Annotated in this window: 27 protein-coding genes and 1 pseudogene; 10 read left to right on the forward strand and 18 right to left on the reverse strand. The window is 67.1% G+C overall.

Features of this window, described 5'->3' with window-relative positions; genetic code table 11:
- Positions 1–5: 5 nt before the first annotated feature.
- From AC07DO_RS13585 to AC07DO_RS13610, 6 genes are all read right to left on the reverse strand, one after another.
- On the reverse strand, positions 6–317 hold the full coding sequence (locus AC07DO_RS13585) for a hypothetical protein (protein ID WP_401998069.1): 312 nt from the start codon (positions 315–317) through the stop codon (positions 6–8).
- A gap of 80 nt (positions 318–397) precedes the next feature.
- Positions 398–1,426: a hypothetical protein gene (locus AC07DO_RS13590; protein WP_479059358.1), complete on the reverse strand. Its 1,029-nt coding sequence runs from the start codon at positions 1,424–1,426 to the stop codon at positions 398–400.
- A complete protein-coding gene (locus AC07DO_RS13595) occupies positions 1,414–2,067 on the reverse strand; it encodes a hypothetical protein (protein ID WP_479059359.1) in 654 nt (217 codons plus the stop codon). Before AC07DO_RS13595 ends, AC07DO_RS13590 begins: the two co-directional genes overlap by 13 nt.
- Before the next feature lie 415 nt (positions 2,068–2,482).
- Complete coding sequence (locus AC07DO_RS13600; RefSeq protein WP_479059360.1) at positions 2,483–3,043, reverse strand: hypothetical protein; 561 nt, start codon at positions 3,041–3,043, stop codon at positions 2,483–2,485.
- A 262-nt stretch (positions 3,044–3,305) separates the two neighbouring features.
- Positions 3,306–4,004: a peptidase inhibitor family I36 protein gene (locus AC07DO_RS13605; RefSeq protein WP_479059361.1), complete on the reverse strand. Its 699-nt coding sequence runs from the start codon at positions 4,002–4,004 to the stop codon at positions 3,306–3,308.
- Positions 4,005–4,015: 11 nt separating this feature from the next.
- Positions 4,016–4,390 (reverse strand): hypothetical protein, encoded by a 375-nt coding sequence (locus AC07DO_RS13610; protein WP_479059362.1) that lies wholly within the window; start codon positions 4,388–4,390, stop codon positions 4,016–4,018.
- 812 nt (positions 4,391–5,202) lie between these two features.
- On the opposite strand from AC07DO_RS13610, the gene AC07DO_RS13615 reads away from it, so the two are divergent.
- The 3 genes from AC07DO_RS13615 to AC07DO_RS13625 all read left to right on the forward strand — a co-directional run bounded on the left by AC07DO_RS13615 (position 5,203) and on the right by AC07DO_RS13625 (position 8,603).
- Positions 5,203–7,527 carry a glycoside hydrolase domain-containing protein gene (locus AC07DO_RS13615; protein ID WP_479059363.1) on the forward strand — a complete coding sequence of 775 codons (2,325 nt, stop codon included), beginning with the start codon at positions 5,203–5,205 and terminating at the stop codon, positions 7,525–7,527.
- Positions 7,528–7,592: 65 nt separating this feature from the next.
- Positions 7,593–7,913, forward strand: a complete 321-nt coding sequence (locus tag AC07DO_RS13620) for a hypothetical protein (protein ID WP_479059365.1) — start codon at positions 7,593–7,595, stop codon at positions 7,911–7,913.
- 15 nt (positions 7,914–7,928) lie between these two features.
- Positions 7,929–8,603: a hypothetical protein gene (locus tag AC07DO_RS13625; RefSeq protein WP_479059366.1), complete on the forward strand. Its 675-nt coding sequence runs from the start codon at positions 7,929–7,931 to the stop codon at positions 8,601–8,603.
- Between the two features lie 632 nt (positions 8,604–9,235).
- On the opposite strand, the gene AC07DO_RS13630 is transcribed toward AC07DO_RS13625, so the two are convergent.
- From AC07DO_RS13630 to AC07DO_RS13670, 9 genes are all read right to left on the reverse strand, one after another.
- Entirely contained in the window at positions 9,236–9,373 is a 138-nt protein-coding gene (locus AC07DO_RS13630) for a hypothetical protein (protein ID WP_479059368.1), read from the reverse strand.
- A gap of 15 nt (positions 9,374–9,388) precedes the next feature.
- Positions 9,389–9,817 carry a hypothetical protein gene (locus AC07DO_RS13635; RefSeq protein ID WP_479059369.1) on the reverse strand — a complete coding sequence of 143 codons (429 nt, stop codon included), beginning with the start codon at positions 9,815–9,817 and terminating at the stop codon, positions 9,389–9,391.
- A gap of 224 nt (positions 9,818–10,041) precedes the next feature.
- Positions 10,042–11,085: a serine hydrolase domain-containing protein gene (locus tag AC07DO_RS13640; RefSeq protein ID WP_479059370.1), complete on the reverse strand. Its 1,044-nt coding sequence runs from the start codon at positions 11,083–11,085 to the stop codon at positions 10,042–10,044.
- A gap of 129 nt (positions 11,086–11,214) precedes the next feature.
- Positions 11,215–12,339, reverse strand: coding sequence for a glycosyltransferase family 4 protein (locus AC07DO_RS13645; RefSeq protein ID WP_479059371.1), 1,125 nt, complete (start codon positions 12,337–12,339; stop codon positions 11,215–11,217).
- Positions 12,336–12,872 carry a dCTP deaminase gene (locus AC07DO_RS13650; protein WP_479059373.1) on the reverse strand — a complete coding sequence of 179 codons (537 nt, stop codon included), beginning with the start codon at positions 12,870–12,872 and terminating at the stop codon, positions 12,336–12,338. Before AC07DO_RS13650 ends, AC07DO_RS13645 begins: the two co-directional genes overlap by 4 nt.
- The gene (dcd, locus tag AC07DO_RS13655; RefSeq protein WP_479059374.1) at positions 12,869–13,408 is read right to left on the reverse strand and encodes a dCTP deaminase; all 540 of its coding nucleotides are present in this window, start codon (positions 13,406–13,408) and stop codon (positions 12,869–12,871) included. Before dcd ends, AC07DO_RS13650 begins: the two co-directional genes overlap by 4 nt.
- Positions 13,405–14,718, reverse strand: a complete 1,314-nt coding sequence (locus AC07DO_RS13660) for a metallophosphoesterase (protein ID WP_479059375.1) — start codon at positions 14,716–14,718, stop codon at positions 13,405–13,407. Before AC07DO_RS13660 ends, dcd begins: the two co-directional genes overlap by 4 nt.
- On the reverse strand, positions 14,715–15,998 hold the full coding sequence (locus AC07DO_RS13665; protein ID WP_479059737.1) for a UDP-N-acetylglucosamine 1-carboxyvinyltransferase: 1,284 nt from the start codon (positions 15,996–15,998) through the stop codon (positions 14,715–14,717). The genes AC07DO_RS13660 and AC07DO_RS13665 overlap by 4 nt, the downstream gene beginning before the upstream one ends.
- Positions 15,999–16,037: 39 nt before the next feature.
- Positions 16,038–16,472, reverse strand: a complete 435-nt coding sequence (locus AC07DO_RS13670) for an ATP-binding protein (protein WP_479059376.1) — start codon at positions 16,470–16,472, stop codon at positions 16,038–16,040.
- A gap of 176 nt (positions 16,473–16,648) precedes the next feature.
- On the opposite strand from AC07DO_RS13670, the gene AC07DO_RS13675 reads away from it, so the two are divergent.
- The 7 genes and pseudogenes from AC07DO_RS13675 to AC07DO_RS13705 all read left to right on the forward strand — a co-directional run bounded on the left by AC07DO_RS13675 (position 16,649) and on the right by AC07DO_RS13705 (position 22,949).
- Positions 16,649–17,920, forward strand: coding sequence for a helix-turn-helix domain-containing protein (locus tag AC07DO_RS13675; protein ID WP_479059377.1), 1,272 nt, complete (start codon positions 16,649–16,651; stop codon positions 17,918–17,920).
- Positions 17,917–18,483, forward strand: a complete 567-nt coding sequence (locus AC07DO_RS13680; RefSeq protein ID WP_479059378.1) for a flavoprotein — start codon at positions 17,917–17,919, stop codon at positions 18,481–18,483. The genes AC07DO_RS13675 and AC07DO_RS13680 overlap by 4 nt, the downstream gene beginning before the upstream one ends.
- 73 nt (positions 18,484–18,556) lie before the next feature.
- Positions 18,557–18,715 (forward strand): annotated as a pseudogene (locus AC07DO_RS13685) (amino acid permease); the annotation flags it as partial.
- A gap of 1,245 nt (positions 18,716–19,960) precedes the next feature.
- Positions 19,961–20,656, forward strand: coding sequence for a restriction endonuclease (locus AC07DO_RS13690; RefSeq protein WP_479059379.1), 696 nt, complete (start codon positions 19,961–19,963; stop codon positions 20,654–20,656).
- Positions 20,657–20,915: 259 nt separating this feature from the next.
- Positions 20,916–21,602 carry an SPDY domain-containing protein gene (locus tag AC07DO_RS13695; RefSeq protein WP_479059380.1) on the forward strand — a complete coding sequence of 229 codons (687 nt, stop codon included), beginning with the start codon at positions 20,916–20,918 and terminating at the stop codon, positions 21,600–21,602.
- Between the two features lie 28 nt (positions 21,603–21,630).
- On the forward strand, positions 21,631–22,161 hold the full coding sequence (locus tag AC07DO_RS13700; protein WP_479059381.1) for a hypothetical protein: 531 nt from the start codon (positions 21,631–21,633) through the stop codon (positions 22,159–22,161).
- Positions 22,162–22,259: 98 nt separating this feature from the next.
- Positions 22,260–22,949 carry a hypothetical protein gene (locus AC07DO_RS13705; protein ID WP_479059382.1) on the forward strand — a complete coding sequence of 230 codons (690 nt, stop codon included), beginning with the start codon at positions 22,260–22,262 and terminating at the stop codon, positions 22,947–22,949.
- 132 nt (positions 22,950–23,081) lie between these two features.
- Here AC07DO_RS13705 and AC07DO_RS13710 read toward each other — a convergent pair whose 3' ends face one another.
- The 3 genes from AC07DO_RS13710 to AC07DO_RS13720 form a co-directional block, all read right to left on the reverse strand.
- Entirely contained in the window at positions 23,082–23,462 is a 381-nt protein-coding gene (locus AC07DO_RS13710) for a hypothetical protein (RefSeq protein WP_479059384.1), read from the reverse strand.
- A gap of 102 nt (positions 23,463–23,564) precedes the next feature.
- Entirely contained in the window at positions 23,565–25,256 is a 1,692-nt protein-coding gene (locus AC07DO_RS13715) for a relaxase/mobilization nuclease domain-containing protein (protein ID WP_479059385.1), read from the reverse strand.
- Between the two features lie 6 nt (positions 25,257–25,262).
- Positions 25,263–25,664, reverse strand: coding sequence for a plasmid mobilization protein (locus tag AC07DO_RS13720; protein ID WP_479059387.1), 402 nt, complete (start codon positions 25,662–25,664; stop codon positions 25,263–25,265).
- Between the last annotated feature and the right edge of the window lie 68 nt (positions 25,665–25,732).

The raw sequence follows: 25,732 nt of genomic DNA on the forward strand, positions 1-25,732 counted from the left end.
ACGGCTCAGCCCTTCTTGGCGCGGGCCGCGGCGGTCAGCAGGACATCGAGGAGGTCGAAGGCGTCGGAGACATCGCCCAGGAACTTCGCCTCGCTCTCCCACTCCTTGTGCAGGTTCTTGGTGAGCTTGGCGATAGTGTCCATGCCGTCCTGGATGTCGTCCTTGGCGCTCATCAGCGAGCCCAGCACCCCGAAGGCGGACATGTCGTGCGAGGCGGCCTTGAAGTCGTGCAGCGGCTTGGTGGTGTGGTGGTCGACCTTGCCCAGGGCAGACGCCGCCTTGTGGAGGGATTCCGCATCCTTCTTCAGGTCCGACATGCCTGCCCGCCCCCGTGGGTTGAGATGGTTCTACGTGTGACGCGCTAACGGGTATAGACCGGATCGGCCGACAGCCTCGGTCAGCGGTTGATGGACTGGATTTCCTGGACGTTCATGTCCTGGGTGGTCTCGAAGGTGCCATCGGGCAGATCACCCTTGGTCTTCCCGCTGCCGTGCCACTCGATGGCCCAGGTCACCGATGCCTTCAGCTGATACGGCTGATCACCCGTGGCGCGCAGGTACTTGATGCCGCACGGCGGATCCTGCTCGGCATTGCCCTTCTTGTACGGGGTGCCGATGGAGCCGTCCTTGTTGAAGGTGCACTCGCCGGTTGCCGGGTAGGTCTCCGCGTCCTCCGTGCCCGGATTCAGGTGGAGGCTGACCGGCTTCGCCGTGGTCTCCGCCCACAGTCCCGTGTCGGGCAGCTCGGCACGGACCCTGATCTCCTTGAAGGTCCCCTTGTCCAGCCACACCCAAGTGGGCAAGTTCACCGTTGACGTGGCCTCGGGCTTCAGCTCGACCTTGGTGTCCGGCACCTTGGTCTGCTGGTAGGCGAGGGCGGCGAGGGTCTTGGGGTTGATGGCCTGGGGAACGTTCGCAGGCTTGCCCTTGTCCACCCAGAAGGGAGGCCGGGTGCAGGCCCGAGCAGCCGGATCGTTCTTCATGTCCTTGTTCTTGACGGCCACCCACCACATGCCCTTGCCGTTCTTGTCGGCATTGAAGTTCTTGTAAGGGTGTCCGCCCTTATAACGCTCCTTGGCGCCGGCGATCTTCTTGGGGTTGCCGCCCGCAGACTTGTGGATCGACCACTGCGCTTCCATGAAGGTCTTGAAGTCCTTGGCCTTCCAGTACGGCTCGTACCAGCAAGCGGGGATCTTCCAGTCCAGCGCCGTGGGAGTCAGGCTCCCGGAGCCATCGGCGGAAGCCTGGCGGCCCTCCACCTTGAAGACGACCTTGGACATCAGGAGCGGGCCCGTGGAGTCGCCACTCGTATCGGACTTCTGCTCGCCGGTGTCGCCGAACCCTCCAGCCGCCGCAGGGGACGCAGAGAGCAGGCACAGTACGGTAGTGAGCGCCGCTACCGCAGTGCGGCGTGTCACGGCTGGCACTTCTCGGCCCCCCGGTCCTCGCTGATGTCCCAGATCTGCCACACGCCGTCCTCGTTCTTCTTCACCCCGGCGTTGTAGTAGACGTAACTGTTCGGCGTGGTCTTGGTCCCCTGCCTCTTACCCGTCTTGCGGTTCTTGAGGTCCGCCCGGCTCTCGTCCACGCAGTACGTCACCGCGGCTGACGTCTTGCTGAACGTGGTCACTTGCCGGTCGTAGTAGCGCAAGGTCCCGGTCCAGCTGATGTTCTTGTCGATGTTGGAGGTGGCGTACTTGTACACGCCGGTCAGCGCTTGATCCGTGTAGTAGAAGGCCATCCCCGCGTGCTTCGCGTCCCCGGTCACCATCGCCTGCCACACCGTACTGACGGTTCGCTCGTTGTCCGCCAGGATGGCGTCCTTCACCGCGTCGCCTGTCTCCCGGTCCTCGAAGACCATCTTCATGTCGGACGGCAGCTTGATCACTGGCCGGTCGATCCCGTCCGCCGTCGCGGACGGCGATGGCGAGGCCGACTTTTCGCCGCCCGCGTCAGCGCCAGCGATCTTGTCGTTGTCCTTGCTGTCGTCCGACCCGCCGCAGGCGGTCAGCAGCAGGGCCGCGCATGCGGTGAGTGCGGACGTCGCGAGCCGGATCGAGCGATTCACAGAGTTCTCCGGGACGTAGGAACCGAGCCAAGCAAGTCAACGCTATCCGTGACCGCACGGTGACAATGAGGCGGGGGTGAACAACGGCCGGAGTGCGCCGGAGCGGATTGGACAATCCGGGTGGGACATGCACGAGTCGCACGGGGGTATGGACCGCGTGGGGCTGAAAATCGCTCACGCTGCGTAGGGGAGTGCAGCATGTGGGTGTTCCGTTCCGGTACGTGAAGCAGCGCGCCCGGTCCTGTGTCAGCTCCGACTGACGGCTTCTTGGGACACGGAGATAGCGAGTGCAGGCACTCGATCACCGCTCCCGCGCACCGCGGCAGTCGGGGCTGCATGCGTAACAGCCCCGTTCGCAACGCGCCTCATGTGGAACGGGGTCCTGGGCGTGAGTGCCCAGGACCCCGACGGACGATCAGTGCAGGAGCGGTGAGCCGTTCACCTGCTGTGTGATCTCACCCTTGTCGTCCCCGGCGAGGTCATAGATGACGATCGAATCCGCGGACCACCACAGGTCCTTGACGAACGGGGTTGTTGGGGGCTTGCAGCCGTTGTCCGGATTCTCGTAGTCGTCCTCCCGACCGGTGTAGGTGTCGTAGGTGTTCACCAGCTCCGTCAGGTCGCAGGTCTTGGATGTGACGACCTTGTCGTCGGCGAAGGGAGGAGTCGGGGCCGTGCGTGCTTCGATGTTTGTCGTGATCTTGAAGGAGTTGAACCGCTTGCGGGTGTCGGGCTCGGGCCCTGGGTTGATCACCCGCCAGACGGTAAGGCTGTGGCCGGTGACCTTTCCGTTCGTGGCGTCCGCACAGTTGGTGACGTAGAAGTTCGCATCAGGTCTGTCACCAGGAGTGACGATCTTGAACTCGCTCTTGAGCGTGTCAGAGCATGAGCCGACGGCGGAAGCCGGTGCCGCAAGTACGACACCTCCAGCAACGACACTGGCCGCGAGCACGCCAGCAGTAAGGCACTTGCGCATGGTGGTTCTCCGTTCCTCAACGTGCACTGGGGAAAGAGCTGGGCGGGGTGTGCCGATGCCCCGGCTGCCCGGCCGCGGGTTCCCGGCGTGGATGGGAGCTGCCCTGCACGGATAGAGCGGTGCCCGGTGGCACGTCCGGGCCATGTCCAGCCAGGGCCAGACAGTGGGTTGTCCGTTTCCGGCGCGCGCCATCGGGGCTGGGCGGGCGAGCGTTGTCGCCGAATGGGCCGTCACACGACTCAGAGAATCGTTTCTTCTTCGGCTATGCGCGGCGGATCTCGAAGACGTCGACCTTGTCGTTCCAGTTCCCGCCGCCGGGGTAATCGAGGTTCTTGAAGTTGGAGATGTGGGCCGGTGCATCGATGGCCCTGACGCGGTCGGCGGTCGGCCAGGAACGCCAGTCGGTGATCTTCGCGTCGCCGTAGTTGAGGGTCCAGTGCCAGATCCAGTAGTAGACGGAGCTCAGCTTGTTGTTCATACCCCAGTCTTTGAGGGTCTTCTTGCCGTCGGCGGAGAGCCGGACGAGCTTGCCCTTGTAGTCGGCGTGCTCGTACATGCACCAGTAGTCGGCGATGCAGCCTCTGGGCCGCGCAGCCTCGGCTCCAGGCTCCGCTTCGGCGGCCTTCAGGGTTTCCTTACGATTCGCAGCCGGCAGGTCGGGGTCGGCCAGTGCCTCCGCGTCCGAGTCATAGCAGTGGACTTCCCCGTTGGGCAGCTCGGTGCAGCTGTCCGCGCCTTCCCATGACTCGGCGAGGTTGATCTTCTGCCCCTTGTACTGGGCGATCACTGGGTTGGACAGCTCCTTGTCCGGCTCGTCGGCCGGCGGCTCTGTCGTCGGCGCCGCTGTGACCGATGCCTCCGGGGCGGGCTCATCGGCGTGTGCTGCCGTGGCGGCGGTGACCATCAGGACGGTGCTCGAGGCGGCGGCAGCGAGAAGGGTGGCGAGCGGCTTGCGTCTCAAGAGGTGTTCTCCTAGGTGGTGTCGTAGGTGTGCAGCCGGGTCCCGTCCGGGCCGAACACGTTGAGCACGTAGCCCTGGTCCAGGCGGATACCTTCGTCGGTCAGGAAAGTCGCCAGCTTGGTGGCGAAGTCATCAAAGGACGGATAGCCGGTCTTCTTGCGGGTCCATACGGTCAGCACGGGGACGTTGCTCTTGTCCTTCGCGTGACGGATGCCGTAGACGTCGCGGTCTCCACCGGCCTTGTGGTAGCGATCGGCCAGATCGCTAGCAGTTCGGTTGGGAGACGCGGTCAGGGTCGGAGGTCCGTCTCTGTCCGCGTCGTTCGCGCTGCATCCCGGAAGGAGGAGGGCACCGGCTACGGCAAGGGCGGTCAGGGTTCGTCTCATCGCGCCAGTTTCACGGGTACACGGCAGTTCCTGTGGATGGTTCGGCCAAGCGGCAGCCGACGATGGCTGCATCCCGGCACACGAACACACGAGCAGGCTGCTCGTACGTTCGAATCCGGAGGTGTGGATCAACCTGCCCGGCGCAGGTGCGTGACGGCAAGGAGTTATCGGGGTGACACAGAGGGCGATGGCGCGAAGTTGCGTTGCAGGGCTGCCCGCTCCGGAATATTGGTCTGGACCAGAAGGGGCACGTCCCGCCGCTCAAGCCGCAGGAACCGGAGGCGGCGGCCCCGATACCCCGCAAGCATTCAAAGTGGCTGGGTCCTATCGGTTGAAGGTCGCGACGAGATCTTGCTTCGGGCCGGGCGTGGGATCGGGCGCAATGAACTGTGAGTGCTGATAGGGCTGTTGCTGCTGTCACCTGGCCGCATGCCCTCAACCAATACGAGCTGCACAGACGCCGCACTCTGCTGATGCCCTGCCGCGGGGATGCTCCGAGCGTCACCGGCCAGGGCGAGCCGCAGCTCCCGGGCGCCGTCGACAGCTACCACGGGCGATGGTGAACCAGCCATTCTCTTAACTTCCGGAATCTTCCACTCAGTCCCATGCTTCACAGCACTCGCATGATCTATGCGTGAGGTTCACCAACGGCGGCCTCGTGAAGTTACAGTTCCGGATTTCGGACTTTCCGGCCACTCGCTCACCGCATGCCGGTGGAGTCGCCGATCAAGGTCTAGACCGCAGCTACGGTGATCGGGCTCGCAGCGCCGGACATGCCCACCGCCGCTCTCGATCCGTGAAGGAGAAGCCCCGTGGCTGACGAGATGGTGCGTCGCGCCCAGAGATTCATCAACACCACCTACAACGACGGCTCGTCGCTCGGCATATCGAAGCTGGAGGAGAACGGGAGAACGTCCTGGACTGTCATGTACGCCCTGACCCGGGCGCTCCAGTACGAGATGGGGATCAAGGCCCTGTCGGACGCTTTCGGCCCGACGACCTTGGCAACGATCGCCGAGAAGTACGGCAAGCTTGACGCGACGACCATCCCGTCGGCGAACTTCTGCCGGGTCATCCAGTCCGCTCTGTACTGCAAGGGCTACGACGGCGGCGAGATCGACGGCAAGTACAACGACCGGGTCAAGGCCGCCGTCGCCAAGTTGCACCGGAACATGGGCGTGGACGGAATCTATCCAGAAGGCTCACTGTGGCCGAAGACGGCCAAGGGCCTGTTCAACATGGACGCCTACGACACCGTCAGCGGAGGCTCGGACGCCATCCGGTCCATCGAGCAGTGGATGAACGGAAAGTACGTCCTCCGCAAGGACTACTTCATCATCCCCTGCGACGGTCACTTCTCTCGTGACGTACAGAAGTCGATGCTGTTCGCTATCCAGTACGAGCTCGGCATGGCTGACGGAGTGGCCAACGGCGTCTTCGGCCCCGGCACCAAGTCCGGGCTCAAGGAGCACACGCTGTCGACTGGCTCCAGCGGTACCTGGGTGCAGCTCTTCTCCGCCTCCATGATCTTTAACCGGCGCCCGGGCGTCTCTTTCACCAGTAGCTACACCTCAGCCTTGGCCAACGCCGTCCGCTCGTTCCAGAGCTTCCTCAAGCTGAGCGTCAACGGCACCGCGGACTTCCAGACGTGGGCTTCGCTCCTGGTCTCCTATGGCGATGACACCCGCAAGGGAACCGCGTTCGACTGCGCCGACGAAGTCACCGCAGCCCGCGCCAAGTCCCTGCACGCAGCTGGATACCGAGTCGGCGGCCGGTATCTGACGAATGTCCCCGGCACCAGCCTTGACAAGGTGATCAAGCCAGGCGAGCTCAAGACCATGGCCGATGCCGGACTCAGCTGCTTCCCTATCTACCAGACATACGGCGACAGCTCGTCCTACTTCAGCCGCTATCAGGGCACCTCCGATGCAGTCGCCGCCACCGAAGCTGCTATCGGGCACGGGTTCAAGAAGGGCACCCGTATCTACTTCGCCATCGACTACGACAACACCGACGAAGAGATCACCTCCCACCTGATCCCCCACTTCGAGGGGATCAACGAGGGGATAGCGCAGGCTGGCGGTCTCTACAAGGTCGGCATCTACGCCACCCGCAACGCCTGCTCCCGCGTGTCCGAGGCCGGGCTGGCCAGCGCAAGTTTCGTCTCCAATATGTCTGCCGGCTACTCCGGGAACCTCGGCTTCCCGATGCCGTCCAACTGGGCCATCGACCAGATCAAGACCGTCTCTGTCGGTTCCGGCAACGGCAAGATCGAAATCGACAACGACATCGCCTCCGGCCTGGAAGTCGGCCAGAACAGCTTCAACACCCCGCCGGCAAAGGCGGATCTGGACGTCGCCTTCGATATGTCCTGGAAAGACCAGCTGATCAAGGACGTCCAGGCGTACATGAAGTCGATCGGTATCCCAGAAGACGGTCCGCCGGATAGCTGGCCCTCGCTCGGGAAGACCAAGTACACCACCAGTTTCTGCGTCAAGTTCATGCTGAACTGGGACGACTTGTTCACCTCACTCGCCCGCATCCTGAAGATGCGCAAGGCGCTGATCCAGGTCTCTGCTATCTGGGAACTACGACACCACAACATCACGGCCATCGCTGACCTCCCCGTCCCCAAGGCCAACGACGACTTCTCCGACGCCTGCGTGTATGACTACTACAACGACGGCAACCTCCCGGACTGGGTAACTCAGTTCGGAAACAAGCTCACGCCGTTCAACGATTGCTCCACCGGCATCGGGCAGATCTTCGGCACCCGGGCCATCGTTGCCCGCAACTACGGCGTCGACTTGGGACTCCTGGACGAGGCCAAGCGTGACCCATCCAAAGATGCTGATATCTGGCCCGTCTGGGAGAAGCTGCACTTCAATCAGTCGTACAACATCTCGACCGTGCCGTACATGCACATTCTCCACGCACACGAGAACGGGCTGGCCCGCCCCGGCCTGACGACCAGTGACAAGGACACCGAGGCCCTGTTGAAGTTCTACCAGGGCAACACGAGTGAAGCGGCGCAACAGGCCAAGCTGCGTATGGGCCTGTACCGGCTGTTCGAAGACAAGTACAACAGCGTATTTCGCAAGTACGCGATCCGTGGTGTGACCCCGCGCATGAGGTGAGGACGACGAGAACTCAGGACAGCGACACCCCAGTCCGGCCCGTCCGATGGAAACGTCTGGTCCCGGTGGGGGTCAACCTGCTGCTCGGCATTCCCGCCATGCTCCCGATCCACTCTGCTTGGCTACTGCTCACCAAGTACCGGCCGTGCGCTTGGGATACCTCCGGATACGCCTCTGACTGCGGCGATCCGAGCATGATCGAAGCGGCCGGATGGCACAGGACAAGTGTGATCCTCATCGGTGGACTGGGACTGCTGCTGGTCCTGACAGTCGATGTGCTGTTCCCCGCCAGTACCGGACGGCGCTGGCGGCATTGGCTCGTGGCCTCCCTCGCTCTCCCTGTGCCCTACCTACTCACCGTGATCGCGTTCGCGCTCTTCAAGTGAAGGAACGGTTCAGCCATGACACAAGAGGCAATGCCGCGACGGGCACTGCTCAAGAGCATCGCCGGAATCAGCGTCGGCGCAGCTATCGTATCGACGTCGGCAGGGCTGCTGGCACCCGCATCAGCAGTGGCCGAGGCAGGCAGACCAAGCCCTGACGCTGACGCGCATCCGACGTCGACCAACGGCTGGGCATTGGCCGACAGTGCCAACGCCGGTCAAGGAGTGTGGACTTGTTCCATACCTGGGACAGGATTCAGCATCGACACTCGGATCGGCATGGTCGAGACCCTCCTCGTGCACGTCATCCGACGCTGGCACTACGAGATCGAGACCCTCCGGAAGGGCGAAGTGCTCGGCTGGCGTCCCATCGAGGAACTGGATGCCAAGGGACCGGAATCCAACCAGGCATCCGGTACTGCCGTAACCATCCGCCCTGGCGCCTACGTCAAGGGGATCAGCGGCGGTCTGACCAAGGCACAAAGACAAACCGTTCGCAGCATCCTGGACGACTGCGGGCGAGTCATCCGATGGGGCGGCGACGACAGCAACCCATACGAAGCCCTCTTCTACATCAACACCTCTCCGAGTGCGTCGACCCTAGACTCCATGAGCAGCCCGCTGGGAAAGGCAACCGACAGGCTAAGGAGCTGGAACCAGACCCCCGGTATAGGGGCTGGCGCTACAGCTTGATCAAGTGCCAGGGAATAGCAAGCATTCTGGCCGTTCGCAGAGACGAACTTACAGGTGCCCTGCTTCGGGAGCGCTTGCTGTAGCTTGTCGCGGCAGCTCTGGTCGGATGGTCCGGAGACGCCCTGTTCTTCTGGGCCAGGCACCGTTTGGAGGCGCGGGACAACTCTTTGCTCACTCGTGACGGTCCGGTCCTCCTGTGCGACGTCCTGCCGAGGGTCATGGTTGTGATCTGCGGAGGCATTCTGTTCGTGATGCTTCCTCGCATCTCTCCATGATCACCGCTCGTCCGCACCGAGCGCACCATTCTCGGCGCCTTCACACGAGTGCGCCAGCGCCCGCTCGCAACAGAACCGCCCCGCTGTACGACCAGTACGGCGGGGCGGAACCCGAGGGTGCGCCCCTGTGCCCCGAGGGCACACGCAGGGCACAAGGGCCAGGAAGAGCCCGGAAAACGGCGACAACTACTGAGGGTAGTTTTCGCAACTCACAGGCCCTTCCGGCGTAAGATCGCAGGTCAGACGATCACCCGAGAAGTTCGTGACCACCCGGTGACCATGAGAGCGGGTCGGACTTTAGCTGAGACGTGGCTGTGCTGAACCGCCCCGGTTCGGGTGGAGACCGCGGCGATTCCGCTACGCACGCCCCTTCTCCAGATTCTCCAGTACCTGTCCAGCCACCTTGCGCACCTGGCTGTTGAGGTCCTTCTCGGCCACCACGTGGGCGGGCGAGTACCTCTCGACGTACAGGAACTGACCCGCTCCGATGTCCACCGTGAGCGACGACCGTCAGGTGTCGCCGTACATGACCTGCCGCGCAGCGTTACGGCCCTTGAGGACCACAGGGACGGCCTTCGTCGGGCTGGAGTCCGTCGCGTCGGCGACCTGGAGCAGCGCGGTTTCGTTCTTGAACAAGCTGACGACGTAGCCTGCCGAATTTTCTTCGTCGGACGTCATCAAGAAGTAGCAGCTGACCTCGCCCTTGTCGGAGTCGGGCTCGGTGTCCTCGATACCGGCGGCCTGCTGCTGAGCATCCGTGAGCGCGGCTCGGCAGATGGAGTTCTTGTCGATTCCATCTGCCTTGATCGGTGCGGCGGCCGCCGCACGTTCGGCGGCGGGCTTGGCGGACGTTGTCGCCGGGGATTCCGAGGAGGAGCATCCCGCCATCAGCAGAGCAGCGAGTGGCACCAGGGGCCGCGCGCGCGACGACATACGCACTGCGGATTCTCCTCAATCAGCCTTGGGCTGCGGCGAGCTGAAGCGGGCACGACATCGTAGCCACCAGATCACCGCCCACCTCACGCCAACAGCAGTGCAACCTCCCGAGCGCACCCCCATGACGAGGTCACCCCGGCGCCTCTGTACCCGTAGTCGTGCACCACGGACGCCCTGCCGCCCTCACGGGTGTCGACCTCGACCTGCACCTCGGGACTGCTGCCGTCTCAGGTGAAGACGAGCCTGCGGAAGGTATTGCGGATGTCTGTCAGCGGCTGGCGGTCGCGGGTGTAGTAGAGCTTGTTGGCCAGCAGCACCGCCCACCGTTGCTGACGAGGCGAGATCCACATGCCGGTGCCGGTGAAGCCGTAGTGGACCCAGACGTCGTCGGTGGGGGCACTGCCAGGCGCGGGGTGCCAGAACAGGCCGCGTTCGGGCTCCAGTTCGCCGGTCTGTGTGGTCAGCGATTCCGTGGTCCAGGCGGGGCCGAATCCTGCCCGTCCGGGTGCAGCGGCGGGGGTGAGCATGTGGCGCAGGAAGGCGACGAGGTCGTCGAGGACGGTGAAGGCGCCGGCGATGCCGCACACTCCGCCCAGGAGCCGGGCGGAAAAGTCGTGGGCGATGCCCTTGAGGTGGGTGTCGGTGTCCTGGTCGAGTTCGGTTGGTGCGCACTGTGTGGCGATCTCGGCGGGCAGTGGTCCGAAGCGGGTGGAGTCCATGCCCAGTGGCTGCCAGGTCCGTTCTGTGGCGAGCTGGTCGAGGCGCTGGCCGGAGAGGTACTCGGCGAGGTATCCGAGAATGAGGGCGGCTCGGTCGGTGTACTCGACGGCCTCGCCGGGCGGGCGGTGCAGGGCCTCGTGGAGGACGCCGTCGCGGACGTCCTGGGGGTCTGTGCCGTACAGGTTCTTGAGCTGGGCTCGCAGGGGGACACCGGCGGTGTGGGTCAGCAGGTGGCGGGCGGTCACGATCCCGAGCGGGTGGCTGTCGACTTCGGACCAGAAGGAGCCGAGCGGGGAGTCGAGGTCGAGCTTGCCCTCCTCCCAGAGGGCACCGATCGAGGCCCACACCGCGAGGATCTTGGTGAGGCTGGCGGCGTCGAAGACGGTGTCGGCCCGCACCGGCACGTCCGGCTCGTTGGGGTCGAGGAGTCCGGTGGCACCGCGGGCGCGGATGCCGGTGGCGTCACCAACTGCCCATACGGCGCCGGGGTAGACCTTGTCGCGGACGCCTTCGCTCAGCAGTTGCTCGATGCGGTCGATGTGGTCGGTCATGGTCTCCCTGTTCGCCGTCGGCATCCTGCCGAGTCAGCGTAGTGACGCGGCCAGGGCTGGTGGAGCAATGGCGTGTCGTCGGCACCGGGCGCGGTAGACCGTTCTTCGAGACCCGGTTCGGAGTCCCGCTCATGTGAGTTGGTCGCCCAGGTCGATCAGTGCCTGAGCAGTCGTCGACAGGGGGTAGCGGGCGGCGTTCGTGTAGCCCGCCTGTCGCAGGGCAGCCAGCAGTCCGGATGCGGTCCGTAGGCGGTCGAGGTCGCGGGCGAGCACGGCGGAGTGGGTGAAGTCGGTGGTCGCTCCGGACGCGGCGAGGACCTCGTTGAGGCCGGGTACGGGCTGGTAGAGGACGGGCAGGCCGCAGGCTTGGGCCTCCAGCGCGACCAGTCCCATGGCTTCCAGGGTGGTGGACGGTATGACGAGTACGTCGTGCTCGGTGAAGGCTTTCCACAGCTGTGGGCGGCGGAGCCAGCCGAGGTAATGGGCTCTCACTCCGGTCCGTTGGAGCAGCGGGGCCAAGGCGTTGAACTGGGATCTGGGGGCGGCGATGCTCAGTTCGATGCCAGGGATGGGGGCCAGGCTGGTGATCAGGTGCTCGGCGCCCTTCTCGGCGGTCAGCCGTCCCGCGTACAGCAGCCGCAGGTGGCTGATGGAGGTGCGGGCGGGCCGGGGTGGTGGGTCGGTGAGCAGGCGGTCGGGGATGCCCCAGGGAATGTGGACGATCTTGCGGCGGTCGGCCTGTGGGGCGAGCTTGAGCAGGTGGTCGGCCATAGCGCTGGTGGGGACCACGATGGCGTCGGTGGCCCTCGTTGTCTCGCGCAGGACTTGGAGCTGGTCGCGATGGGCTTCGGCGAAGAGCAGGTCGGTGCCGTGGACCAACGCGATCCGGGGGTGGGATGGCAAGGCCCGGAGCAAGGCGGGGGTGGCGCCGAACGTGAGGTGTTGCAGGTGCAGCACGCCGATCTGGGATGGGTCAATCGCGGTCACCAGGGCATGACGCAGAGCTGCGACGTAGCGACCGAAGGCGGCGCCTTCCAGACACTTCCCGGTCACCGTCAATAGGTCGAGCCCAGTTGGTAGTTGGGGTCTGGATGGCGCGGCGGGGGCCAGCATGAAGGCCCGTGCGGGGATGAGGGGCTTGTCGCCGGTGTAGAGGTCGAGGAAGAGTTCGACGCTGCCGCCGGGGCTTCCGGCTGGGAGATCGAGGAAAGTGGCGGTCAGTGGGCCCGCAGCCGGGCGTACGAGAGGGCTCACAGCGCTCCTTGGGGGTTCTCTTCGTACAGGCGGGAGATGTCGATGCCGTTCGTGGCCGCGTACTTGGCGCGCTGTTGCTGGTAGCTGGCCGGGGTGCCGAGGGCGGTGAGGAAGACGAGCTTGCCGAAGGTCATTCCCGGATAGACGCGGGCGGGCTTGGCGGCGCAGATCTCCAAGGTCCAGCGGATCGCGTGGCCCTGGTGGCCGAGCGGGGCCGAGACGTGAACCCAGATGCCGAGGGTGCCGATGGTGCGGTCGCCGTTGAGCAGCTGCGCGTACGTTTCCGAGCCGGTCTTCTCCAGCGTGACGCCGAGGTAGAGCACGCCGGGCTGCAGGACCAAGCCGGAGACGGGGATGGGGTGTTCGGTGAAGGCGGTGGGAGCGGCGGCGTCCAGATCCCTGTCGCAGATGCGGATCGTGTCGCCCAGCCGCCAGTCGTAGGCATTGGGGGACAGCCGCGCAGGGTCGTAGGGAGCGATGGTGATCTCGCCTGCGCGGACGGCGTCGGCTATGGCCCGGCCCGTGAGGATCATGAGGCGACCGCCTGGATGCGCGCCGCGTCCCGCCAGTAGCGGGAGGACTGCGGGCCGACGGCACCCTGGTACTTGCCGCGGTACAGGTCAACGTCGCCGGTGGAGACGAAGAACATGATCTGCCCGATCTTCATGCCCGCATACACCCGCAGCGGGCGGATGGGCGAGAGCATCAAAGTCCACTGGCCGTGGAAGCCGATGTCGCCGATAGGGGAGGTGATCTCGACGAACAGGCCGAGGCGTCCGACTGAGGAACGGCCGAAGAGCAGTGGGACGAAGAGGTCCGAGCCGACCTCCTCGATGGTGTGGCCGAGGTACAGCTCGCCGGGCTGAAGTACGTATCCGTCCTTGCCGATCCGGATCGAGTGAGTGGGGTTGGAGCGATGGGCGTCGATGACCTTGGTGGTGTAGGTCATCAGGGTGGAGCCCAGGCGGATGTTGTAGCTGTTGGGGTTCGTCTGGTCCGGAGCAAAGGGGGTGATGCGCAGGCGGCCGTCGGCCACAGCCGCTTTGATCTCAGGCCCGGTGAGGATCATTGTTCGCATCCTTCGCTGGCGTCGGCAGGGTCGGAGAGCGGGGTGGCCAGCACACGGCATACGACTTGACCGAGCCCTATGCCGGCGAGTTGGGTCTCGCCTGCCTGAGCGGAGCCGCGAGCTTGGGGAAGGGGCCGCCCGCCGAGATAGTTGTCGGCGAGGTAGTCGGTGGTCAGAACGGTGCGGATCGTCGGAGCCAGGCGAGCGGGGGCGATGACCAGAGGGCCGACGAGTTCAGTGAGGTGGGCGAGCAGCTCGTCGTGGTCCTGGGTGCGATCCTCGGGGAGGAAGGCGTGCACGAGCTGGTTGCCAAAGGGCTCGATGGCCAGCAGGTCGCCGAGGGTGAGGGTGTCACCGAGCTGCACAGTACGCAGCGCGGTCTCGTTCAGAATGACCGCGTCGGCGCCGAGGCCGGTGTGCAGTCGCCTGGCGATCTCTTCGAGTAGTCGGCGCCTGTCCAAGGGCACGTTTCGGTAGAGCTCGTTCACGTTGCCGACGCGGCTCCTCAGCCGTCGCCTTACGGACGAGACCTTTCCCAGCAGTGCGTCGAGGTCGTGGGGGACGGTAGAGGCGCCAGGGAAGACGCCGGTGCGGGCGGCCCAGCGTTCCCCAAGTTCTCGGCTTCGCTCGAGCAGGGGAGACCCCAGCCCAACGGGTTCGGCGGTGGCGTATCCGACTCCGAGTTCACGTCCCTTGACCACAAGGGTGTCGCCGACGTGCACGGGGCCGAGGGCGTCTGTGTGACAGTGCCCGGCGAAGATCACGTCGATGAACGGGCAGGCGGCGGCCAGTTTCAGGTCCTCCTCGAAGCCGGAGTGGGACAGCACCATCCAGGAGTCGACGCGGTGTTGGTGCTCCAGCATCACTTCGCGCAGGGCCTGGGCAGGGTCGCTGACGCGGTGGCCGGTGCGTTGGCCGGCAGGGATGGCGTTGAACGCCTGCGGGCCCATCACCGCGGTGACGGCGACTCGTCGTCCGCCGATGTTCTGGATGCGTACGCGGTCGAAGAGCGGACTGCCGCTGTCGTCGATCGTGTTCGCACACACCGTCATCCGGTGCAGCTGCGGCTCGAAGTAGTGCGGCCAGCCGTGGTTTCCGGGCGCGAGCAGGTCGTACAGGGTGGTGAGGACTTCGCGCTCGATGCGCCCTCTGCCGAGGCGGTAGAAGCCGCTGCCCTCGAAGAAGTCTCCGCAGTCCACGATCAAGCTGTCGGGCCTGGCGGCGTGGAGGTAGGCGAGCATCGGGGCGGCCGCGTCGAAGGCGGAGTGGACGTCGGTCGTGGCGATGATCTGCCGGAGCTGCCGGTTCACGGGATCACCTCGCAGATGTCGGCGCCCAGGGCGTGCAGCTTGACGGGCAGGTCGGCGTGACCGCGCCGGAGCTGGTCGAGGCCGCCGAGGGTGGTGACGCCACGAGCGGTGAGGCCGGCGATGAGCAGGGCGGAGCCGGTGCGGATGTCGGTGCCTTCTACTCCAGCGCCCGTGAGCTGCTGCGGACCGGTGAAACGGCATTGCGTGGGGGACAGTTCGTCGATCTCGGCTCCGAGGCGAGCGAGCTGGGGCAGCAGATTGCCGTGGCGGCCGGGGTTCATGGCATCGGAGAACAGGTGAGTGCCGGGAAGGGTGAGCGCCAGGGCTATCAGCGGTGGTTCGAAGTCCGCGTCCAGGCCGCCGGGAGCCAGGGAGGCAATGGCTCGCAGCGGTCGGCCGGTGGGCTGGGCGTCCTGGGCCTGGACGGCGAGGGCGCCGCCCTCGGCATCGGCGGGTACGCCGAGCCAGCGCAGCGCGGTGACCAGCGGAGCGATGTCGTCGCTGCGTACGCCGAGGATGTGTGCGTTGCCGCCGCTCACCGCGACCGCGCAGGCCAGGGTGCCTGCCTCGATCTTGTCGCCCGGCACCCTCCACGCGAGGGTGTCACCGGAGACGGACCGAGGCGGCTGGAGCGCAAGGACGGTCTCGGTGATCCGGCACTCCCACCCGGCTGTCCGCAACGCCTCTACGACACTGAGCACTTCGGGCGACAGATTCGGTTGGCCCAGACGTAGCGGCCGTCCGGCGACGACCGCGCGCAGGAGGGCGGCGATGCTCGCACCGCGGGAGCGGAAGGGCAGCATGACTGACGCCGTCCCCTGTCCGCCTGCGGCTGCCTCCACGAGGTAGCCGTGGTCATCTACGGTCGAGCGGTCACCGAAGCGCTCGTACACCTTGAAGTGCTGCTCCATCCCGCGTTCCCCGATGTCGCAGCCGCCTGGCCAGGGCAGGCGGGCCCGTCCGTAGGCGCCGAGCAGGGCCGGGACCAGGTAGTACGAGGCCCGGATACGGGCAGCGATCTCGGGGTCGGGATCCGGCTGCGGCTTGTCGCTCGGCAGGATCACCGTGGTGTGCGGATCGCTGACCGGACGGGCCGCGTGCCAGCCGGCCTGCTGGAGAAGGGTGAGCATCGTCTCGACATCCGTGTTCGCCGGGACATTGCTCAGGTGCACCGGGCGATGCATGGTCGCAGCGGCGGCCAGCAGGGGCAGTGCCGCGTTCTTCGATCCATCGACGGTCACTGTCCCGGCCAGCGGAATGCTTGGTCGTACGGCGACCACTTCCGCGGCGACTGGGGGAATGCGTACGGCTGGCAACAGTCAACTCCTCTGCAGGGGCAGGTGTGATGCGACGGGTAGGAGCGGGGCACTGAGCTCGAACTCGGCCCAGCAGCGCTTGCCGGAAGGCAGCTGGTCGAAGCCGTGGCGGTCCGCGAGTGCGGCGACGAGGAACAGCCCGCGTCCGTCTTCCTGGTCCGCATCCGGCAGGCCGACTGCTGGAATGACGGAGCTGGTGTCGATCACCGTGATCCTGAGTGCCTTCTCGCTCAGGTAGGCGCCAGCCGTGATCGGGCCTTCGTGTGCGTGCCGCACCGCGTTCGTGATCAGCTCTGAGGCCACCAGCTCTGCCGTGTCCAGGAGTTCAGCCCCGAGAAGGGCGTCCCAAGCCCGTATCCCCTCCGCGATCTGCCGGCGCGCGGACGCGGCACCGGCTGGCGTGCCGGAGACGGAAGTCCGGATCTGGTGCGCTTCCATGAGCGGCCTCCTGGATCGGTTCGGCCACTCCACGCAACCGCCACACGGGCCCCTCGAACCAGGACGTGTGCCAGTGCTGCATCGTCTATGCAGGAGCTGCATCACGGTGAACTGCCAGTCCATTACGCTCGGTTGAGCAGGCAGGATCGGCGACGGCAGGAGGAGCCGTGGCACAGATGGCCGAAGCGCAAAGCGAAGCGAGACGGATCGGTGAAGTGATCCGTCAGGCACGCGTATTACAGCGGCGCTCGCAGCGGGACGTCGCCTCCGCCCTGGGCTATCACCAGTCCAAGGTGAGCCGCCTGGAGAACGGCAGGGGTACGGAAGACGTTCGCATGCTGCGCGAGATCGCGCAGGTGCTGGCGATTCCGCCACACCATCTCGGCCTCGCCGCCGCTTCGGACATCAGCCCTTCCGACCCCGAGACAGAGGACATGCGCCGCCGTACCGTTCTCGCCGCCGGCATCGCCGCGCTCGCGGCCCCGACCATCCCCAGCGCAGCTCACCAGGATCTGGTCCAGTCCCTGCTGCCCGGAGCGGCCCACGCGGCCACCGAACCGGTGCCGGATCTCCAGAACCTGCGGGACCAAGTCGCAGGCGTACGCCGCCTCTTCTGCACCTGCGACTACACCCAGCTGGAGACCACGCCGCCCGTCCTGATCGGGCAGCTGCGGCAGGCCATCAGCGACACCCCTGGCTCGAGCGACCTGTCCGGTCTCCTCGCCACCGCGTACCAGACCTCGGCGAGCCTGCTGCTCAAGCAGAGCGACCAGGGCAATGCCTGGCTCGCGGTCGGACGCGCCATGGCCGAGGCCGAACGCTCCGGCGATCCCGTCGTCCTCACCTCCAGCGTCCGCGTCCATGCCCACGCTCTGGCCCGTGACAGCCACACCGCCCAAGCCGTCACCCTCGTCCGCCACACCGCCGACCAGCTCACGGGCTCGTACGACCAGCGCTCCCCGAAGTACCTCGCGGCACTCGGCCTGCTGCTTCTGCGCGGAGTCACCGCCGCCAGTAGCGGTGGCGACCGCTCCGCTACCGAGGACTTCCTCACCGAGGCGAAGGAAGTCGCCTGCTACGTCGCGCTCGACAACCCTGACGCCTGGGCCAACTTCAGCCCGACCAACGTCGCCCTGCACGGACTCAGCGCGGCCGTCGCCTTCGGGGACGCGGGCATCGCCCTGGAGACCGCCCGCCCTCTCATGCGCCGGCACATCCCTGTCCCCGAGCGCCGTGCCGCCCTGTGGATCGAGGCTGGCCGCGCCTACAGCCAGCAGGGCCGCCTGGCCGACGGATACCAGGCCCTCCGTATCGCCGAGAGCTGCGCGGCCCAGGACATCCGCCGCCCGGCCGTCCGCGAACTGGTGGCTGACATGGCCGCCCGCGATCGTCGCCGTACGCTGCCTGAACTGCACCGCTTCAGTCGTCAACTGGGAGTCCCCGCGTGAGCGATCAGTCAGACCAGTCCGCCCAGCAGGCCAAGAAGCCCTTCCTGTACGTCGTCGTGTGCGCGGCTGGGATCGCCGGCGACGTCGGCAAGCTGATCACCGCGGCCCAGGAGGCGAACTGGGACGTGGGCGTCGTCGCCACTCCGCAGGGCCTCGGCTTCATAGACGCCGAGGCGGTCGAGGCGCAGACCGGCTACCCGATCCGCTCGGCCTGGCGCTCGCCCGGTGACCCGCGCCCGCTGCCGCCCGCCGACGCCATCGCGGTCGCCCCGGCCACCTTCAACACGATCAACAAGTGGGCCGCGGGGTTCTCCGACACCCTGGCCCTCGGCATCCTGTGCGAGGCGTACGGCTTCGGCATCCCCACCGCCGTCCTCCCGTACCTCAACTCCGCCCAGGCCGCCCACCCCGCGTACCGCCAGAGCCTGGACCGGCTGCGCGAGATGGGCGTCCTGATCGGCTCGTACGAGCCCCACCGGCCGAAGGCCGGAGGCGGGGCGGACCGCTTCCAGTGGGAGGAGGCACTGGAGCTGCTTACTCCCAGGCTGTCCGCCCCGGCGTGATCTGCGCCGCCGTGCTGGTCAGGTTGTGGGTCGAAGAGCGGGTTTTGGGGGTGAGGCCGTCGAGGATGTCTCGGGGATCCGGTTCGAGCGTGGCCCCTGACACCTGGGCTCCTGGTCCACTGTCGTCGGCACGATCGCCGTCGTGTGGGTCGTGGTGATCACGGTGCTGTTCATGCTGCCGCAGAGCTCCCCGGTCATCGTGGGTACCTTCAATTACGCCCCGATCACGATCACGGGCAAGAGGCGGCGTGTCTGTACGCACTTCTCTTGGGGTCTGGCCCCAATTCGTTTGAGTGGTTCCGTCGGTCCCCGACATGGCCGTGATCGACGGGAGACACCCTGCATCCGATCTGTGGGCAGCCGAACGCATGCACCCCAACGTGGTCCTGTCACCCGCGGGTTGCCGTTTCCCGCCTCATGGTGAAGCCCCTGGTCGCTGGTGGGGCGGCCGAGCGCGACAGCCCTGGCCGCTCGGTCGAGTACCTCCGGTTCGCAGTGCTCGTCACGCCTGTGGCATCGCTAATCCTGTGGCCCTCCGGCGACCTCGTATTCCACACTTGACTCCAGGCCGATACGAGGCAACCCGCTCGGCAGCGGGAACTGTCCATGCCCGAGCGTTCCAACCCGCAAGCCCGAGGTCACCACTGCGACTTGGGTCACTGCCAGTCGGCAACTCCGCTCCCCGCAAGCACCTATGCCTGCACGTTCACACGCTCCCGGACCAGGGCACCACCACGCCTCTTCCGGGATGCTCGACAAGAGAGGGAGGACGTCCGTGCCGAAGCCCCCGCGCGTGGAGTACGTCATAACCAAGCCCAACCCGCCGTCGTGGTGGAGGAGGAACCGTCACCTGGTCCTGCTCGTCGTGGGCCTCCTCGTTGGTGCGTGGCTGGTCAGCGACCACGACAGCACGGCCACGCCCTCCCCTGACCGGACAAGACCGGCCCATTCGAACGTGCCCGAACCCGGGAACAGCGTGCGCTGAGGTTTCGGGCTGCCCCGGCTCCGCGCAGTGACTGGATGCCCGGGGCGTCCGCCACCCGACCGTCCGAGAACGGTGGAAACGGCTGAAGTCAGCCGAACGGCCCAGGAAGGCCGCAGGTCGCCGACTCCCCGACTCCTGGGGCGCACGGCCGTTCTGACCGAAAGCGATGCACTCCCGGTGATCGATCCCTGACGTGATGTCAGTGCTGCGTGCTGTCATGCGAACTGTGCGGGAATGCGTGACCAACAACCTTGGCTGGAGGGGGAGTTCTTCCATGGCGGTTCAGGTGAAGGCGCACGTTCGGGGTGGTGTCCCGGTACGGGCGCACACCCGGTCTTATCCCGGATCCGGGCTTCAGCTCGCGATCGCGGCCGTTGTCGCGCTCCTGGTCTGGGGAGCATCCGAGGGCGGCATCAAGTTCGAGGGGGAGGTCAAGACACCTCCGCCGCACCGCTCCCCTTCCACCGCGCCCGCACAGCCTGGCGGGGTCCGATGAGCCGCCGCCCGGTACGGCGCACCTCGCGGCGCCGTCCGGTGCGCCGTCGTTCCAGGAAGCAGGACGAGCAGGTCGCTCTGCTGGTGGCCGCAGTCGTCGCGATCGGCCTGGTCGCCGCCGTCGTGCAGTGGCTGCTCGTGCACTGGTGGGTCCTCCTCCTCGCCGCCCTGGTCGCCGCCGGCGCGGGCGGCCTGTGGCTCCGGCAGGTACGGCAGCGGGCCGCCTGGGCACGCGTGCGTGCCCAGTCCCTGCGGCTGCGTATCGCCGAGATAGATGCCCTGGACCATCGCGCGTTCGAGTTCGCCATACGGGACTTGATGCGCCGGGATGGCTGCCAGGCCGAGCAGCTCGGCGGTGCCGGGGACAACGCCTGCGATGTGCGTGCCGTCGACCCTGCGGGCCGGGTGTGGGCGATCCAGTGCAAGCATCGCCGCGACGGTGACCGTGGCTCAGCCGTCGGCGTCGGGGTGCTCCAGCAGGTCAACGGCACCGCCCGGCAGATTCATGGGGCGGACATTGCCGTCGTCCTCACCAACGGCCGCTTCTCCTCGAAGGCGATCCCCTGGGGCCGGGAGCACCGTATCCATCTCGTCGACCGCCGCATGCTCGGGGAGTGGGCTGCAGGCTCGCGTCCGCTGTGGGACCTGCTGGACCGCATCCCACCGCCGCGTCGCCCGACGCCCCTGTCCTGACCCGTCAGGCGCAAGGGAAGCGGCATGGTGCATTCCGGGCGGCTCCGAACGCGGATGCTGCGGAGCCTGCCGGGCAACTCGTTCCACTTTTTCACCAGTTCGCCGGGGGCAGACAGGAAAGTCCCCGCAATGACTGGAGTGCTGGCGCACAGCATGCGAACGTACAACGCCCTGCTGGAAGACAGACCCCGAGCTCACGGAGGCGCCCCTGCACCCGCACGATCCCAGCGATCCCTCCCGCACTACCCCGCCGAACCCGGTGTACTGGGTCACCCCTCGCCACCTGGCCGGTAACGACGGCGTCCTCGCCGAGCAGATCGGCGCCATCTTGGTCGGTCTCGGCTGGCGTATGTGGCCCACTTCCCGCGACACCCTGCTGTATGTGAGCCCGGACGGGTTGTGCGGTGCCGAGTGGATCCTCGCCGGCTATCCGTTCGAGCTGGGTGGACTGCCCGTTGCCTGGCAGCTGAGCGCCCGCCCGGATGCCACTTCCGCGATGACGGAGTGGAACGCGTACTTCACCGCCGGCATCCCGCACGAGGCGCTCGCCGATCTCCTCGTCGCACTCGACGCCCACGAAGCACCCGACGTCGGATTCGAGGGACCGGAGACGGTCCTTGCCGCGCTCGGCGCCCAGGGTTGGATCCGCGACATGGACCGGCCCTTTACGACCGCCTCGGATCCCGGGTTCTCCGCCAGTGTCTCCCTGGAGCCGCTGCCGCCGCTCATCCAGGACGCAGACCTTCGCCCCGACCTGCTGGGCTGGCAAGCATGGGCAGAACCCGTGCTCGGCGCCCCGTATCTGTGGTGCGCCAGCTTCAGCACCAGCGTCCCCCATGACCTGGTCGCCGCGTTCGCCTCCTCACTCGCCTCACCTGTCCCGGTGCCCCGCCGCACGCTCCCTGAGAGCGCCGAGGGCCGGCTCATCGTCGTCCACCGCGGCTGAGCCGACCCACGGCCCTGGAGCGGCCGCTATGCCGCTCATTGCCGAGGCCCTGACCTGCCTGTTCCCTGCCTTGATTGATGACGGAGATGGAGTTCGCATGTTCCGAATGATTCGACGCCGTGCCCGCGCCGACCGTGAGTGGCGTGAGGCCCAGCGTGCGGGCCAGGCGATGCTGGCGATGCACGCCGAACTGCCGGCGCCCGACCTTCATGGCCCGGCCTCCGGCACGGCCACGGCTACTGTGCCGGAGGCGGCGGTGGTGCCCGACTTCCTGCCGCCCAACTTCCGCGCGCCGTCCCTGCAGGATGTTGCCGGGTTCATGATGCGCTGGGACCAGCCGCTCGTCATCGACGGGGAGATCCACGCGTGCCCGACGTGCGGCGCGTACCGGAACTGGGTCGTCTTCAACATGCGCGACGGCGCTATCTGGCTGCGCTGCCAGGCCGACCACTACACGCATGAGCGGCGTCTTGATTCGGCCTGGTACAACCGCAACTCCGGTCCGGCCGACCACTACCACCCGAACCTTGAGGACGGGCTGCGCCACCTCGGCCACTGAATCCCCAGAAACCCAACTCCCCTGTTCCTGCGCATCGCCGGCGCCTGGAGGGCCGGCCCAGTCAGACCGTCCGCTCGGCACCAACTCTTGGGTTTCACATGCGCTTTCACACCACGGCCGTCCTCCACCTGAGCGCCCTCGCTGCCCTGGCCCTGGCAGGCTGCTCCGTCGGCAGCACTCCCGCCACGACCCCGACCTCCTCGGCTGCTGCCCGCCAGGAGCACAGGAACACCCCGGCGGCCACGCCTTTGTCCTCGGCCGCGCTGCGTGAGCGGCTCCTGGACGAGCGCGACCTGGGCGAGGACTACATCCGCAGGCCGGAACGGCCCGAGCGGCACGACGACGTCACGGTGACTGGATGCCCCGCGCTGGCCAAGCTCGGTGAGGCAGCAGCTGGGGGCAGCCTCACCTTCCCCCGCCAGGCGAAGGTGTCCTTCACGTACGCGGGCGGCAGCGGCTCGGAGCTGGCAGAGGAGCTCTACAGCGCCACCAAGGGCGAGCTCTCCCGCGGCGTGAGCCGGATCGTCGGGGCGATGACGGCTTGCTCGGCCTACGACGTGCTCGCTGGTGGCACTCCGGTCACGGTCGTGCCGCGGAGGGTGCCTGCCCCGCGGCTGGGGGATGAGCGGTGGAGCCAGCTGCTCACCTTTACTGCGGGTGGGCGCAGCAGCGTCGTCAAGCAGACGGTCGTGCGCATCGGGACGGTGGTCGTGGTGGTCTCGGGGTCGGCGGCGTTGGTCGATGCCCATGTGGAGAAGGCGGTGGCGAAAGCCCGTGTGACCCGTTGAGACTGTCCAGACGCGCCGCAGGCCCGACCGGTGTTCCCGGTCGGGCCTGCGCGTACTGGTGCCGGTGTCGGCGGTGAGGGCGCCTGCGCTGGCCGAGTCTTCACGTCGGCCTATGAGCGGTGGTGGTGTTGGTCAGAAGGTGTACGGGGTGAAGGGGCGAAGTGGTTCGTCTATGAGCATGAGAAGGCGGTCGAGCTCGGCCCGGTCGTCCTTGGTCATGATCTCGACTGCGTTGCCGAGGGTCTTCTTGGTGAGCTGTTCGAAGAACGGGGCGAGGAAGTCCTGCAGGGCGTCGGGGGCTTCCTGCCACTTGCGCCGGTAGTCCATGTAGCGGTTGTGCTGTGCGTGGAACTCTTCGAACTCGGTCCGGGTGGCCGAAAAGGCGGTGGCCTGTTCCTCCTTGGTGAAGGGCCGTCCGTCGCGGTGGCTCCAGGTGTTGGTGTCGGACCGGAGCTTGCAGTCCGCGTCGCACAGGAGGGCGATGATGTGGGGTCGGATGTCGGTGTGGGGCATGCAGGGGTCTTTCCGGTGTTGGGGTTGGGACTATCAATGCTCCGGACGATCCCCGGTTTCGGTAACCGGGGATCGTCGGCTATGTTCCGCTCGCTTGTGCGGTTATCGCCGCCGCGCTGGGGGCCGCTGCTGGGTGGGAACGGTGGCCGTGGCGTGGACGGGGGCACCGGGGCGCTGTGCGGCGCGATGGGCCTGGGCGCGAGGGCCGGGGGCGTGACGTTCGCCGAGGCGGCGGATGCGCCAGGTCAGCGCGCGGGCGGGGCTGCGGGCGTCGTCCAGGGTGCGCTGGCCAAGTGCCTGGTCGAGGACGGTGGCCGTGTTGTGGCCGACGGCCTCTGCCTGGGCGAGCACGGAGGCGAGTGCGTCCCAGGCGGGATCGCCCAGGATGCGCTCGGCGTGCTCGGGCACTGCCTCCTGGAGGTAGTGGGCGAAGCGGCGCTTGGCCTGGGCACTGGGGGCGCGTTGCGCGAAGCCCGTCAGGACCGGCTCGGCGACCTGCTCGTACGCGATCTGCAGGTGGACGAGGGCCTGCTCGGCTGCCGCTTCCTGCTGGGTGTGCTGGCGGGTGCGGTGCCAGTGCATCGCGAAGGCCACCGCGGTGAGAGCGGCGTTGACGAGCATCGCGAACCCGCTGCCGTCCCCGTCCTGAGTGCGGTCATGCCAGATCGTCTGGATGCTGCGGCGCAGGACGCGGGTGCTGTCGAGGTCGGCTGCGATGCGGGAGCGGGTGGCGCGTTCGAAGGCGGCAGCAGCCTGTGCGAGTTGGGCCTTAGCTGCGGCCGGTGCGATGTCCGGCATCAGGTCCAGTGCCGTGCCGAGCACCACGAGTTGGCCCTGGGCGGTCGGGTCGTCGCTGTGGGTGAGGTGGTGGGGGATGCGTTCGGTGGCGGCGGTGGCCTGGTGCCAGGGATTGCCCGGTGGGATGGCGACGGGCTCGGGGCCGGTGTCGGCCAGGTGCTGGCGGATCTTCGGCAAGGAGAGATCGCCGGCGAGGGTGGAGCCCGCGAACCAGATGGGTTTGCCCTGCTTGTTGGCGTCGCCGGGCAGGGCGACGCTGTAGCCGGTCACGTCGCCGGACGGCTCGGTCTTGGGCCGCACGTTCACGCCGGTCGCCTCCAGGAGGGCGAAGAACTCGGCTTCGCTGGAGGCGGCGGCAACCGCGCGGCGCACCCGCAGCCGCAGGACATCGCGGGCGGCGGCGTCCTGGCCCAGGCGCTTGGCCTTGAAGTGCTCCTTGCTGGTGGGGCGTTTGGCGCCGGTGCCGTCGCCCGGCTTCAACCGCCTGAGCCCGTAATCGACTTCGATCTTTCGGGCCTCCTTCTGGACGGCGCGCTGGTCGTAGCCGCGCTGGGGGCGGCGGCCATCCTGGCGCACGAGGGTGGCGGCGATGTGGATGTGGTCGTCGGCGTGGCGAACGGCCACCCAGCGGCACGCTTCCTCGTCCCCGGTCGGGGCGATACCCGCCGCGGCAACGATGCGGCGAGCGATCTCGGCCCACTGGGCGTCGGTGAGGATCGGGTCCTCGGGTGCGGCGCGCACAGGGCAGTGCCACACGGTGTCCCTGGGCGCCTTGTCGCCCAGCATCCTTATGGGCTGGTCGAGTTGGGCGACGAGCTGCTTTTCCGCCTCCTTCGGGTCGCGGTGGGGGCTGCGGCCGGGGTCGGGGGCGAAGCCGTTCCAGGAGGCCACCAGGTGGGGGTCGGTGTGCTCGTTGGCGCGGCCCGGCCCGAAGAGGTAGCCGATCGTGCGGCGCGTGGCTTCCGGCCCCTTGCTGATGATGATCTTGGGTATCACCGGCTCCTACCGTCCCTCGGTGACCTGGGCGACGGCTGCGTCCACGTCGGCGATGGATGCCTCAACGCGGTGCAGGAGGTGCTGGACGGTGTCGCGGTGGGGCCAGGCACGGTCCTGGTTGAGGTGCCAGGTGAGCTGGTTGAGGTTGTTGCCGATCATGCCGAGCTGTCCGTTGGCGGCCATCAGCGCCTTGACCATGGCGCGGTAGTCGGCGACCGCGGCGGTGGGGTCCTCGGCGCGGGCCGCGGCCAGCGAGCACTCGGCGACGTAGCCGCCGGGCTTCATGCGGCTCAGGGCGGCGGCGTTCTTCACGAGGGCGAACTCGTCGTCGTTGTAGCGGGGATGGACGCGGTGCTCGCGCAGCTGCTTGTCGCGCAGACGGCGACGCGGCGCAGGCTGCTGCGGCACGCTCGACGACGGCTCGATACCCCCTGTCTCGGTCGGCACCCCCGGGCCGGCCGACTCCGGCGCCCCCT

Source organism: Streptomyces sp. NPDC045678 (assembly GCF_056432085.1).

What these genes read in the sequence shown, in the direction of transcription:
- AC07DO_RS13625 (WP_479059366.1), top strand. Translation starts at nt 7,929, where the DNA reads ATGACACAAGAGGCAATGCCGCGACGGGCACTGCTCAAGAGCATCGCC.
- dcd (WP_479059374.1), bottom strand. Translation starts at nt 13,408, where the DNA reads ATGATCCTCACCGGGCCTGAGATCAAAGCGGCTGTGGCCGACGGCCGC.
- AC07DO_RS13700 (WP_479059381.1), top strand. Translation starts at nt 21,631, where the DNA reads ATGCCGCTCATTGCCGAGGCCCTGACCTGCCTGTTCCCTGCCTTGATT.
- AC07DO_RS13640 (WP_479059370.1), bottom strand. Translation starts at nt 11,085, where the DNA reads ATGACCGACCACATCGACCGCATCGAGCAACTGCTGAGCGAAGGCGTC.
- AC07DO_RS13670 (WP_479059376.1), bottom strand. Translation starts at nt 16,472, where the DNA reads ATGGAAGCGCACCAGATCCGGACTTCCGTCTCCGGCACGCCAGCCGGT.
- AC07DO_RS13710 (WP_479059384.1), bottom strand. Translation starts at nt 23,462, where the DNA reads ATGCCCCACACCGACATCCGACCCCACATCATCGCCCTCCTGTGCGAC.
- AC07DO_RS13690 (WP_479059379.1), top strand. Translation starts at nt 19,961, where the DNA reads ATGAGCCGCCGCCCGGTACGGCGCACCTCGCGGCGCCGTCCGGTGCGC.
- AC07DO_RS13610 (WP_479059362.1), bottom strand. Translation starts at nt 4,390, where the DNA reads ATGAGACGAACCCTGACCGCCCTTGCCGTAGCCGGTGCCCTCCTCCTT.
- AC07DO_RS13675 (WP_479059377.1), top strand. Translation starts at nt 16,649, where the DNA reads ATGGCCGAAGCGCAAAGCGAAGCGAGACGGATCGGTGAAGTGATCCGT.
- AC07DO_RS13585 (WP_401998069.1), bottom strand. Translation starts at nt 317, where the DNA reads ATGTCGGACCTGAAGAAGGATGCGGAATCCCTCCACAAGGCGGCGTCT.
- AC07DO_RS13705 (WP_479059382.1), top strand. Translation starts at nt 22,260, where the DNA reads ATGCGCTTTCACACCACGGCCGTCCTCCACCTGAGCGCCCTCGCTGCC.
- AC07DO_RS13650 (WP_479059373.1), bottom strand. Translation starts at nt 12,872, where the DNA reads ATGATCCTCACGGGCCGGGCCATAGCCGACGCCGTCCGCGCAGGCGAG.
- AC07DO_RS13600 (WP_479059360.1), bottom strand. Translation starts at nt 3,043, where the DNA reads ATGCGCAAGTGCCTTACTGCTGGCGTGCTCGCGGCCAGTGTCGTTGCT.